The sequence below is a fragment of the Pseudomonas sp. MWU16-30322 genome (genome assembly GCF_020515535.1).
In the GTDB taxonomy this organism is placed as follows: Bacteria; Pseudomonadota; Gammaproteobacteria; order Pseudomonadales; family Pseudomonadaceae; genus Aquipseudomonas; species Aquipseudomonas fluorescens_H.
The window spans coordinates 21,994-33,510 of sequence record NZ_JAIWYL010000010.1; the positions used below are offsets into that span (position 1 = coordinate 21,994).

The 11,517-nt window shown below is 61.0% G+C and carries 9 protein-coding genes, 1 tRNA gene and 1 pseudogene; 4 read left to right on the forward strand and 7 right to left on the reverse strand.

Annotated features, from left to right (window positions below; translation table 11 throughout):
• Positions 1-6: 6 nt before the first annotated feature.
• Entirely contained in the window at positions 7-1,377 is a 1,371-nt protein-coding gene (locus LCH64_RS20845) for a gluconate:H+ symporter (RefSeq protein ID WP_226501140.1), read from the reverse strand.
• A 239-nt stretch (positions 1,378-1,616) separates the two neighbouring features.
• On the opposite strand from LCH64_RS20845, the gene LCH64_RS20850 reads away from it, so the two are divergent.
• The 3 genes from LCH64_RS20850 to LCH64_RS20860 all read left to right on the forward strand — a co-directional run bounded on the left by LCH64_RS20850 (position 1,617) and on the right by LCH64_RS20860 (position 4,393).
• Positions 1,617-2,933 (forward strand): PAS domain-containing methyl-accepting chemotaxis protein, encoded by a 1,317-nt coding sequence (locus LCH64_RS20850; protein ID WP_226501141.1) that lies wholly within the window; start codon positions 1,617-1,619, stop codon positions 2,931-2,933.
• 152 nt (positions 2,934-3,085) lie between these two features.
• Positions 3,086-3,685 carry a flavin reductase family protein gene (locus tag LCH64_RS20855; RefSeq protein ID WP_226501142.1) on the forward strand — a complete coding sequence of 200 codons (600 nt, stop codon included), beginning with the start codon at positions 3,086-3,088 and terminating at the stop codon, positions 3,683-3,685.
• A gap of 75 nt (positions 3,686-3,760) precedes the next feature.
• A complete protein-coding gene (locus LCH64_RS20860) occupies positions 3,761-4,393 on the forward strand; it encodes a LysE family transporter (RefSeq protein WP_226501143.1) in 633 nt (210 codons plus the stop codon).
• A gap of 20 nt (positions 4,394-4,413) precedes the next feature.
• Here the strand turns inward: LCH64_RS20860 and LCH64_RS20865 are convergent.
• From LCH64_RS20865 to ggt, 3 genes and pseudogenes are all read right to left on the reverse strand, one after another.
• Positions 4,414-4,569 (reverse strand): annotated as a pseudogene (locus tag LCH64_RS20865) (transcriptional regulator); the annotation flags it as partial.
• Between the two features lie 128 nt (positions 4,570-4,697).
• On the reverse strand, positions 4,698-5,066 hold the full coding sequence (locus tag LCH64_RS20870; RefSeq protein ID WP_201136587.1) for a DUF6124 family protein: 369 nt from the start codon (positions 5,064-5,066) through the stop codon (positions 4,698-4,700).
• Positions 5,067-5,461: 395 nt separating this feature from the next.
• Positions 5,462-7,294: a gamma-glutamyltransferase gene (gene ggt / locus LCH64_RS20875; RefSeq protein WP_226501231.1), complete on the reverse strand. Its 1,833-nt coding sequence runs from the start codon at positions 7,292-7,294 to the stop codon at positions 5,462-5,464.
• A gap of 270 nt (positions 7,295-7,564) precedes the next feature.
• Between ggt and LCH64_RS20880 the strand changes: the two genes are divergently transcribed.
• Complete coding sequence (locus tag LCH64_RS20880; RefSeq protein WP_226501144.1) at positions 7,565-8,677, forward strand: M14 family metallopeptidase; 1,113 nt, start codon at positions 7,565-7,567, stop codon at positions 8,675-8,677.
• A gap of 105 nt (positions 8,678-8,782) precedes the next feature.
• Here the strand turns inward: LCH64_RS20880 and LCH64_RS20885 are convergent.
• The 3 genes from LCH64_RS20885 to LCH64_RS20895 all read right to left on the reverse strand — a co-directional run bounded on the left by LCH64_RS20885 (position 8,783) and on the right by LCH64_RS20895 (position 11,508).
• Positions 8,783-8,859: transfer RNA gene (locus LCH64_RS20885), tRNA-Met, on the reverse strand.
• A gap of 86 nt (positions 8,860-8,945) precedes the next feature.
• Positions 8,946-10,400 carry an amidase gene (locus LCH64_RS20890; RefSeq protein WP_226501145.1) on the reverse strand — a complete coding sequence of 485 codons (1,455 nt, stop codon included), beginning with the start codon at positions 10,398-10,400 and terminating at the stop codon, positions 8,946-8,948.
• 61 nt (positions 10,401-10,461) lie between these two features.
• The gene (locus LCH64_RS20895) at positions 10,462-11,508 is read right to left on the reverse strand and encodes an extracellular solute-binding protein (protein WP_226501146.1); all 1,047 of its coding nucleotides are present in this window, start codon (positions 11,506-11,508) and stop codon (positions 10,462-10,464) included.
• Between the last annotated feature and the right edge of the window lie 9 nt (positions 11,509-11,517).

The following is an 11,517-nucleotide window of genomic DNA, read 5'->3' on the forward strand; positions in this document are numbered from 1 at the left end:
CGAGTGTCAGGTCAGCCAGTGCCACCACAGCAACGTCCCGACCAGTCCCACCACCGAGACAATGGTTTGCAGGATCGACCAGACCCAGATCGTCTGTTTGAGCTGCAAGCCAAAGTACTCGCGAACCATCCAGAAGCCGGCGTCGTTCACGTGGCAGAAGAACACTGAGCCGGCGCCAATCGCCAGCGCCACCAACGAGCTCTGCGTCGCGGCGAGTCCGGCCATCATCGGCGCCAGAATCCCCGCCGTCGTCGTGGTCGCGACTGTCGCCGAACCCGTAGCCTGACGCAGTGCCACGGCAATCAGCCAGGCCAGCAACAGGTACGGCATGTGCGCACCTTCGGCGACTTTGCTGATGGTCTGGCTGACGCCGGCATCCAGCAAGGTTTGCTTCAAGCCGCCGCCGGCACCAATCGTCAGCAGCAACACGGCAATCGGCGCCAGGCTTTTGCGCAGCGTGCCGCCGACTTGCTCGCGCGGCATGCCGTTGGCCCAACCAAGGCAGATCACCGCCGCCATCACCGCAATGCCCAGCGCCACCAACGGTTCGCCGAGGAACTTCAGGGTCAGGGCGACGTTGCTTTCCGGACTCATCGCGACTTTCGCCAGGGTGCTGCCGAGCATCAGCAGCACTGGCAACAGAATGATCAGCAGCGACATGCCGAAACTCGGCTGGCGCGGCGCTTTCGGTGGGGCGCTGAACAGTGCGCCGAGCTCTGCCGGTTCCTCGACGTGCATGCGTTTCGACAGCCAGTTGCCGTACAGCGGCCCCGCCAGAATCACCGCCGGAATCGCGATGCTGAAGCCCAGCAACATGGTCAGCCCAAGGTCGGCATGCAACGCGCTGACCGCGATCAGCGGCCCGGGGTGCGGCGGCATCAGGGCGTGCAGGGTGGTCATCCCGGCCAGTGCCGGAATCGCGATTTTCAACAGTGGCTGACCCGAACGACGGGCCATGACAAAGATGATCGGCACCATCATCACCAGGCCCACTTCGAAGAACAGCGGCAGGCCGATCACCATCGCCACCAGCGCCATGACCCACGGCAGGGACTTGCCTTTACCCAGGCCGAGCAAGGTTGAAGCGATGCGGTCGGCAGCGCCGGACTCGGCCATCAGTGCGCCGAGCATCGAGCCCAGGGCAATGATGATCCCGGCCTCACCGAGAATCGCCCCCGCGCCTTTGCTGAACGCCTTGGCCACGTCTTCCGGGGGCAAACCGGCGCCGACACCGGCAATAAAAGTGCCGATCAGGATCGAGAGAAAGGGCGGAAGTTTGGTGGCGCTGATCAACACGATAATTGTGGCAATCGCCAACAGGCAGCAGAGAATCAGACGGGTGTCGTGAACCATCCAGGCAGCGGTCGATAAATCCAAAACGGGACTCCTTATCGGGCAGTTACCGGCAACATGTTGTTTCAATTTGCCCTGAGAATACCTGAAGTGACCGGGCCAGAGCGGCCGCTTTTGTAACCGTGTTGCGGGGTGACGGTTTAGACCAATGGCCTATTGAGATTATTTTTGACTGACCAGTCTCAATAGCTCTTCAGAAAAGTTTTCCAAGGCCGATGGTTAGGCTGCATCCCGCTTTCTACCCTGCCTATCGGTACTTTCCCATGTTCAACAAACGCCTCAAGCAAGAGCTGGCCACTCTTCGTGAAGAACTCTCCAGCCTGCTGCAGGTGAAGGAAAGCCTGGAAAGCGAGATGCTGGTGCTGACCCTGGAGGCCGATGGGCGGATCCAGTCGGTCAACCAGAACTTCCTGACCGAGATGCTCTACAAGAGCCAGGACCTGGTGGGGCGTGCCATTGAAGACATCGTCCCGGCGCATGTGAAGTCCGACGAATTCCATCATCGCTTCAAGGCCGCACTGACGCGGGGCGAGCATTTCGCCGGGGCCGTGCGCCTCTCGCGCGGTAATGGCGAAGAGGCGTGGCTGCGCTCCATCGTGCAACCGGTGCGTTCCTCGGACGGGCGGATCAGGCATTTCTCGATTTTCTCCAGCGACCTGACCCGCACCATCGAAGCCTCTCGCGAACACGAAAACCTGATCGGTGCGCTGGTGCGCTCGACGGCGGTGATCGAGTTCGACCTCAATGGCAACGTGTTGAATGCCAACGAGCGCTTTCTGCATGGCATGGGTTACAGCCTGGCGCAGATCAAAGGCAAACATCACCGGATGTTCTGCACACCCGAGGAGTACAACAGCGCCGAGTACCAGAATTTCTGGCGTCGCCTGAACAACGGTGAGTTTGTCGCCGAACGCTTCAAGCGGGTCGACAGCCATGGTCGTACGGTGTGGCTGGAGGCGTCCTACAACCCGGTGGTCGATGCCAACAACAAACTGTACAAAGTGGTGAAATTCGCCACGGTGATCACCGATCAGGTCAACCGCGAACAAGCGGTTGCCGACGCGGCGAGCATTGCCTACAGCACTTCGCAGCAAACCGACAACACCGCGCAACGGGGCACCACGGTGGTCACCGAGGCGGTGAATGTGATGCGTGATCTGTCGCGCCACATGCAGGCGGCCGGTGAGGGCATTGAGGCGCTGAACGAGCAGTCGCAGGTGATCGGCACCATCGTCAAAACCATCAGCGGCATTGCCGAGCAAACCAACCTGCTGGCGCTCAACGCCGCCATTGAGGCGGCTCGCGCTGGTGAACAGGGGCGAGGTTTTGCGGTGGTGGCCGACGAAGTGCGGCAACTGGCCTCGCGCACCAGTCAGGCGACCGAAGAGATCGTCACCGTGGTGCGACAGAACCAGGAGATGGCGCGCAATGCTGTGGCGCTGATGACCGACGGCAAGCTGCAGGCCGAGCAAGGCCTGGCGCTAGCGGCGGAAGCGGGCACGGTGATTGTCGAGATTCAGGACGGCGCGCAGAAAGTGGTGGATGCGGTCGGTCAGTTTGCCAATCAACTGTCTAACTGACCTGTACTAAACCCTGTAGGAGTGAGCCTGCTCGCGATCGCAATAGATCAATCAACATGGATATTGAATGTCAGACCGTTATCGCGAGCAGGCTCACTCCTACAGGTGCAGGTGGCGCTACAATCTGTTCCTTTTCCCCGGAGCAGATCCCCATGAGTGCTTCTCACCGCCGCCCGGTGCCCTTGAACAAAGCCTATCGTCTGCTCAATCACGGGCCGACCGTGCTGGTCAGCGCTGCCCATGACGGCCAGCGCAACATCATGGCCGCCGCCTGGGCGATGCCGCTGGATTTCGAACCGCCGAAAGTCGCCGTCGTCCTCGACAAGTCCACCTGGACGCGCCAGTTGCTCGAAGCGTCCGGCACGTTTGTGCTCAACGTGCCGTGCGTCAATCAGGCTGACATCGTGCAAACCGTCGGCAATACCTCGGGGCTGGAGATCCAGCAGAATCAGGGGCAGGACAAGTTTCAGGCTTATGGCCTGCAAACCTTCGCCGGTGAAGCCGTCGAGGCGCCTCTGCTTGAAGGCTGCGTGGCCTGGCTCGAATGCCGCTTGCTGCCCGAACCGCGCAACCACGAGCAGTACGACCTGTTCCTCGCCGAAGTCATCGCCGCCCAGGCCGATGAGCGGGTGTTCAGCGACGGCCGCTGGCATTTCGAAGGGCATGATGGCTTGCGCACGCTGCACCACGTGGCCGGCGGGCATTTCCTGACGATTGGCGATGCGGTGGACGGTAAAACCCTGCCGCTGTGACCTGCATCTGATGGAAAACACGCGCCGGATGTAGCAAGGTGTGGGGCATTGTCGAACCAATCAGGCGCTCGCCCCATGGACCTTTCGCTTTCCAGCTATCTCGCCCCGTTGCTGTCGCTGGCGCTGTTGTGGACGGTCGCGGTGGTCACCCCCGGCCCGAACTTCTTCAACATCGCCCAACTGGCGGTCAGCCGTTCCCGACGCCATGGCGTGGTCGCGGCGCTGGGCGTCGCCACCGGCACCGTGTTGTGGGGCCTGGCCGGCGGTTTGGGGATTCAGACCTTGTTCAGCGCGGCGCCAACCCTGTACCTGAGCTTCAAGATCGCCGGTGGCTGCTACCTGATCTACCTCGGCCTCAAGCAGTTCAAACGCAAAGCACCGATTGCCGCCGGTACGCTGGATGAGTCGCAACAGACCCTGCTCGGCGCCTACGGGCGGGGCTTTCTGGGCAACATGACCAACCCCAAGTCGGCACTGTTCGTCGCCACCATCTTCGCCACCGCAATGCCGGCCCACGTCCCGCCGCTACTGCTGACACTGGCCGTGCTGACCATGGCCACGCTGTCGTTCAGTTGGTATTGCAGCGTCGCGCTGTTCTTCGCCAGCCGCCGGATCGCGAGTGTTTACGAGCGTTCACGGCAATGGCTGGATCGCATGGCCGGTGGTTGTTATCTGCTGTTTGGGGCGCATCTGGTGGCTAATCGCTGAGCCGTAGTTCCTGGATGGGAAAACTGTTTGGCCTCGTAAGCTTCGATAAGGCTGATCATGCTGTCAAAGTGATCACCTTCAGGAGTACCCGGTACTGGCTCGTTGTCGAAAAGTGCAGACACGTCTTTGAGCGCCGCACGATAGTCTTCTTCGTTATGAATTGGGCGTGCGTTCATGGATTACTTCACTTCAAAGTGGGGGGCTGCCTCTAGGGCAATAAGGCACGCCAGGTCTATTCTGGACAACGCCAGGAATTAAGAATCCGATGCCTGCCCGGCATCGGATTTTTTATGCATTGCGATAACTACGCGACCGGCTGAACGTTATCCAGCGCCTGATTCACCGCCAGCTCACTGAGCATGACGATTTGCGCGATGCCTAGCGCGGTCTTGCGGTGCGAGGTGTCCAGTACGGCGGCGAAGTTGTTTAGCATCTCGGTGACCGAGCCTAGTGTTTCACTGGCATTGGCCAATAGGGATTCGGTGTCATACACCGGGTTGGCAAGGTACATCGGTTCGTAACTGCGCGTGGACGCCATGATGTGGGCGGCCGGTTTGAGGTAATGATCAAGGGCACGGTCGGCGGCTTCGTGGAGCTTTTTGCTGTCGATGGAGGCGTAAGGAGAGGTTGGGTCGATATCTGTTTCGGGGGGATTGGGTGTTGGCTTTTTCATGGTGCTCTCCGATCAGGATTGGAGCTGACCCATTCGGTTTCCGAACGAAAGGGTGGCAGCTGTACGCAGGTTGGAAACCCGGGGAACGGAGAACCCGGTTGACCCGAAGGTCTCCCGCGCACAGCCGCCATAACGGAGTGCACACATTGAAGTGCGCAAGGATACGTTATGAAAGGAGCTTGTGCGCTCGGTTCTACTCGGGGTTTCCAATCCCGGCCGCTGAATTGGCAGCGACGTTCACAGGCTAGAGAGCTGACGTCCGACGGACAACCTGAAAACCTTGTGGGACGGTTCTGCGTTTGCTTGGCCGCTATTAAACATCCCGATTTGAAATACGCAGTGTGTTGCGTAAAAGGCCTGCCTTGCGGCAGGCCTTTTCTTCAACCCTTGTCGCCTCAATCCCCCAACGCTTCCCCTTCACGCCGCGGATCCGCGCCCCCCTCCAAAGACGCTTTACCCTGCGCATCCTTGACCCTAACGATCGCCTGGGTGCCGCTGGTCATGTCGATTTCATTGACTGTGTGGCCCTTGTCTTTCAGCGCCTGAATCAATGCCGGGCTGAACTGGCCTTGTTCCAGTTCGGTCGGGCCGTTGCGGCTGCCGAAGTTGGGCAGGCTGATGGCGCTTTGCGGATCGAGGTTCCAGTCGAGCAGGCCGACGGTGGTCTTGGCCACGTATTCGATGATCTGCGAACCGCCCGGCGAGCCGACGCTGGCGAGGAATTCGCCGCTGTTGCGGTCGAAGATCAGCGTCGGCGCCATCGACGAGCGTGGGCGTTTGCCGGGTTCGACGCGGTTGGCGACTTTCTGCCCGTGCTCTTCGGGGATGAACGAGAAGTCGGTCATCTGGTTGTTCAGCAAAAAGCCCTGCACCATCAGGTGCGAGCCGAACGCCGCTTCGATGGTGGTGGTCATTGACACCGCACCGCCCAAGTCATCCACGGCAACGACTTGCGAGGTGGAAATGCGCAGTGGCGAACGATCCGGCGCGTAGGCCACTTGCACGCCCGGCGGGGTGCCCGGTTGGGCGCTGCCCATGCTGCGTTCGCCGATCAGGCTGGCGCGGCTGGCCAGATAACCCGGGTCGACCAGACCTTTGACCGGTACCGGAACGAAATCGGTGTCGGCGACGTATTGCGCACGGTCGGCGTAGGCCAGGCGTTCGGCTTCGGCGATCAGGTGCACCGCTTGGGGATCGGGTTCGATACCGGCCGGTTTGTTGGTTTTCACGGGTTTGAGCGGCGTCAGCGACAGGCGCGGGTCGCGGCTTTCCAGCGCCTGCAAGGTGCCGAGAGTCTGCGCCACGGCGATCCCGCCCGATGACGGCGGCGGCATGCCGCAGACCTGCCAGCGCTTGTAGTCGGTGCACAGCGGTGCGCGTTCCTTGGCCTGATAGCGCTGAAGATCATTCAGCGACAGGCTGCCGGGGTTAGCGTGGCCCTGCACCTTGGCGACGATCTCCTCGGCAATCGGACCTTTGTACAGCGCGTCCGGGCCTTCGTTGGCGATGCGCTTGAGCACGGCGGCCAATGCCGGATTCTGCAGACGGGTGCCGATGGCTTTGACGCTGCCGTCGCGGTTGAGGAAGTAGGCGGCCATGTCCGGTGATTTACGGATCACCGGGTCGGATTCCAGCAGCGAATGCAGGCGCGGCGAAATCGCGAAACCCTGCTCGGCGAGTTTGATCGCCGGCTCGAACAGCGTGGCCCATGGCAGGCGACCGTGTTGCTTGTGTGCCATTTCCAGCGCACGCAGCACGCCCGGAGTACCCACCGACCGACCGCCGATCTGCGCCTGCGGGAATGGCATCGGTTTGCCGTCGGCCTGCAGGAACAGCTTCTCGGTGGCACCCGCCGGGGCGGTTTCGCGTCCGTCGTAGGTGCGCACCTGTTTGCCGTCCCACAACACGATCATCGCACCGCCACCGATCCCGGAGGATTGCGGTTCTACCAGAGTCAGCACCGCTTGCATGGCAATCGCCGCGTCGATGGCCGAACCACCCTTGCGCAACATCTCGCGACCGGCCTCGGCGGCCAGTGGGTTGGCGGCAGCGGCCATGTGTTGACTGGCGTGGCGAGTCTGCAGGTCGGTGCGGTAGCCGGAAGCGGCTTCCGGCGCCAGTGGCAAGGTCGAGGAGGGCGGGGCGTTGCACGCGGTGAGGGTCAGGGCGCTGATGATCAGCGTCAGGGCAGGCAGGCGAAAGCGGCTCAGGGGCAGGGCTGGAAACACGTGGGGCTCTCCGTCCGTGGGATGAAAGGTCTGACGGACTTTATCGACCGGTCGGTCGCGACGCAAACCGGTGGGCATTTTTGTCTTTCTTTTCGGGGCGGATGTTCGCTAGGGTCAACCGCAATTGATCGGACGCATACGATCCCTTGTAGGAGTGAGCCTGCTCGCGATAGCGTCAGTACATTCAACATCATTGCTGACTGACCCACCGCTATCGCGAGCAGGCTCACTCCTACACAGGTCAAGCCATAAAAATCACAAGAGGCCGATATGCACAGCGAGTTTCCAACCGAGTCCAGTTACCGCGATCAACGCGAACAGTTTCTGACCGCCGCACAAGCTGCCGGAGCCACGCTCACCTCCTACGCACATCCGCGTTGCGGCCCTTTTGGCGAACCGCTGAGCACCGATGTCGCGGTGCTCGGAGACCCGCAAGCCAAACGCCGGCTGGTCGCACTCAGCGGCACCCATGGGGTCGAGGGCTATTACGGTTCGGAATGTCAGATCGACTGGCTGCAGGCTTTCGTTCCCGGCTCGCTGCCAAAGGATGTCGCAGTGGTGATGATCCACCTGATCAACCCATGGGGCACCGCGTGGCTGCGCCGGGTCAACGAAGACAACATCGACCTCAACCGCAATCATCTGGATTTCACCGCCCCGTTGCCGGACAACCGCGCTTACGCGGCCTTGCACGATATTTACGCCTGCACCGATTTGCACGGCCCGGAGCGCGCGCGGGCCGATGCCTTGCTCGATGCGCAGATTGCCGAACACGGCTGGCCGGCGGTGATGTCGATAGTCGAGGGCGGTCAGCACAGTCACCCCGATGGTCTGTTCTACGGCGGCCGCGCGCCGAGCTGGTCGAATCGCACGCTGCACCAGATCATCGACGCGCATCTGGCGGGCGCGGAAACCGTGATGTGTTTCGACCTGCACACCGGCGCCGGCGAATACGGCCATCCAATGTTGCTGACCATCACCGAAGCGCCTTACCGGGCACTGGCCCAGGCGCAATCGATCTACGGCCCGTGGCTGTACACCTTGCACACCGGTGCCGAAACGCTGAGCGAAACCGGTGTCGCAGCGACGGCTACCGGCTACACCTCACAGGCATTGCTCGATGCGTTGCCGGGCGTGCAACTGATGCCATTCGTGATCGAGTGCGGAACGTACCCGGGGCCGCAGGTGCATCGTTATTTGCGTGATGACCATTGGCTGCATCTGCATGGCGATCCGCTGGATGCGACGGGGCGGGCGATCAAGTTGAAACTGCTGGAACAGTTCTATCCGGCTGATCCGGACTGGCGGGCGATGGTCGGGTTGCGCACTCGGCAGATCTGGGCGAGGGGGTTGATGGCCTTGTCGGCAGAGCAGCCTGAATAGGTCAGGTTTGGCATTGTGGTGAGGAGATAAAGCCCCTCACCACAGATGATGTTTTTTCGAGGCATAAAAAAACGGCCTACCTTTCGGTAAGCCGTTTTTAGTACTTGGTGGCTACACAGGGACTTGAACCCCGGACCCCAGCATTATGAATGCTATGCTCTAACCAACTGAGCTATGTAGCCAAGTGGCGCGCATTATTCCCCTGAAATGGAAAAGCGTCAAGCGTAAATTTAAAAATTTTTTCTACGCTTTCAACCGTTTATCAAAATCATTGGCCGAGCAGCGGTGAAGGACAGCGTTCGAACCAGCGGCTGGCCTGTTCATACGCGTGCGCCAGTTGCAGAACCGCGAAGTCTGCCTGATGCCGGCCGATGATCTGCAGCCCCATCGGCAACCCCTGTGCATTGAAGCCGGCCTGGACGCTGGCCACCGGGCAGCCGGACAGCGTGCCGGGGATCACCACTTCCATCCAGCGATGGTAGGTGTCCATGGTTACGCCTTCGATAGCGCTCGGCCATGGCTGCGTCTTGTCGAACGGGAAGACCTGCGCGCTTGGCAGCAGCAGGTAATCGTATCGTTCGAACAACCGCGAAATCGCCCGATACCAATCGCTGCGCACCGCGGATGCGGCGAACACTTCGCTGGCCGAAAGCTTCAAGCCGTTTTCCACCTCCCAAATCGCTTCCGGTTTCAACAACGCACGTTTTTGCAGATCGGCATACGTCGCGCCCAAAGACCCCGCGACCATCCAGTGCCGCAACGTCCGCCAACTACTCCACAGCCGCTCAGGCGCGAAATCAGGCGCAACCGATTCAACCTGACAACCGATGCTTTCAAAGTCGGCAAAGGTTTTCTCGCACAGTTCGAGGATGCCGCTCTCCATCGGCAGGTAACCGTTGAAGTCGCCGAGCCAGCCGATGCGCGTGCCCTTGAAGTCACGCTCCAGCGGCGCGGCAAATACCGCGCCCGATTCGCTGATCGACAGCGGCGCCCGTGCATCGCCCCCGGCCTGCACCGACAACAGTAACGCTGCATCCTTCACACTGCGCGCCATCGGCCCTTCGTACCCCAACTGATCGAAGAACAGATCAGCACTGTCATCAAACGGCACGCGGCCCTGAGAAGGTCTGAACCCGAAGATGTTGTTGAACGCCGCCGGATTGCGCAGCGACCCCATCATGTCGCTGCCATCGGCCACCGGCACCAGATGCATCGCCAGCGCTGCCGCCGCGCCGCCGCTGCTGCCGCCCGCGGTTTTGCTCGGGTCATAGGCGCAACCGGTGGCGCCGAACAGCGGGTTATAGCTCTGCGAACCGAGGCCGAATTCCGGGGTGTTGGTCTTGCCGATGATGATCGCGCCGGCCGCTTTGATCCGCTCGACCATGATGCCGTCGCGCTCGGGAATAAAGTCCTTGAACAGCGGCGAACCCAGCGTGGTGCGGATGCCTTGGGTCAGCGACAGATCCTTGATCGCGTGGGGCAGGCCGTGCATCCAGCCACGGTATTCACCGCGCGCCAGTTCGGCATCGCGCGCATCGGCCTGAGCCAGCAGAACATCGGGCGCCTGCAGGCTGATCAGCGCGTTGACCTGCGGGTTGAAACGTTCGATATGGGCAAGATAAGTCTGCATCACTTCGCGGCAGGACACCTGACGCAGGCGGATGCGGTCGGCGAGGGCGTGGGCCTGCAGCAGGACCAGTTCGCTGATTTTATTGGAGTTCATGACAACGGCGCCTTTCAGACGGCTGGAGAAACGCCCCGGCTGCATGCCGGGGCGGCAGGGATCAACGCATCAGGTTGGTCCAGAGACGGTCGGCGAGGCGGATCGCGCCTTCACCGCAGGTCTTGCTGAACACCACGTTAGTGCCTTCGGGAATGTGCAATTCCGGCGCATCCTTGAGCGCCGCATCGAGGAACGGTTCGACGCCTTTGATCGGGCTCTGGTGCTTGAGGAAGTTCTGCGTCATCGCCGAGTTCTCCGGCTGGCTGAGGAACGCGATGAACGCCTTGGCATTCGCCGGATTCTTGCTGCCGGTGGGGATGACCATGTTGTCGACCCAGGCCAGCACGCCTTCTTTCGGGTACAGGTATTTCAGGCTCGGTTTCATCTCGCGGGCGCGCATCGACGAGCCGCCCCAGAACATCGACATGTCGATTTCACCCGAGGCAAGGTTTTCGCGGATCGAACCGGCCTTGGAGCTGTAGGTCTTCACGAACGGCTTCTGCGCCTTGAGCAGCGTGAGGATCTGCTGCATCTGTTTCGGGTCTTCGCTGCACAGCGGAATGTTCAGATACAGGCTGGCCATGTCGACCATATCGCTGACTGAATCGAACATGTTGATCCGCCCCTGCAACTCGACTGGCGGCTCGTACAAAACTTTGTAGCTATCGGCCGGCCCTTGGTAGCGCGCACTGTCGAGGACCACGCTTGTGGTGCCCCAGATGAATGGCACCGAATACGCGCCTTCAGGGTCCCAGCTCGGTTTTTTCAGGTTATCCACAACGCTGGCGTAGTACGGTTCCTTGACCGGATCGAAACGCTCGAGCAGGTTTTCCTTGATAAGAATCGGGATGAACTGGTGCGACGGAATCGCCACGTCATAGCCCGCGCCGCCCTGTTTCAGCTTGGCCAGCAGGGTCTCGTTGGAGTCGTAGGAATCGACCGTGACTTCGATGCCCGTCTGCTTCTGGAACTTGGCGAGAATCTCCGGCGAGAAGTACCCGCTCCAGCTCACCACGTTGAGTTTTTCCGCGGCCTGAACGCTGCCGGTCATCACCAGCGGCACAGTCAGGAACAACCCGGTGCCGACGCTTTTCATCCACTTGCTCATGTTATTTCC

Coding starts and splice junctions, on each gene's coding strand:
- LCH64_RS20890 (WP_226501145.1), bottom strand. CDS start 10,400: ATGAACTCCAATAAAATCAGCGAACTGGTCCTGCTGCAGGCCCACGCC.
- LCH64_RS20860 (WP_226501143.1), top strand. CDS start 3,761: ATGGACCTTTCGCTTTCCAGCTATCTCGCCCCGTTGCTGTCGCTGGCG.
- LCH64_RS20895 (WP_226501146.1), bottom strand. CDS start 11,508: ATGAGCAAGTGGATGAAAAGCGTCGGCACCGGGTTGTTCCTGACTGTG.
- LCH64_RS20850 (WP_226501141.1), top strand. CDS start 1,617: ATGTTCAACAAACGCCTCAAGCAAGAGCTGGCCACTCTTCGTGAAGAA.
- LCH64_RS20855 (WP_226501142.1), top strand. CDS start 3,086: ATGAGTGCTTCTCACCGCCGCCCGGTGCCCTTGAACAAAGCCTATCGT.
- LCH64_RS20870 (WP_201136587.1), bottom strand. CDS start 5,066: ATGAAAAAGCCAACACCCAATCCCCCCGAAACAGATATCGACCCAACC.
- LCH64_RS20880 (WP_226501144.1), top strand. CDS start 7,565: ATGCACAGCGAGTTTCCAACCGAGTCCAGTTACCGCGATCAACGCGAA.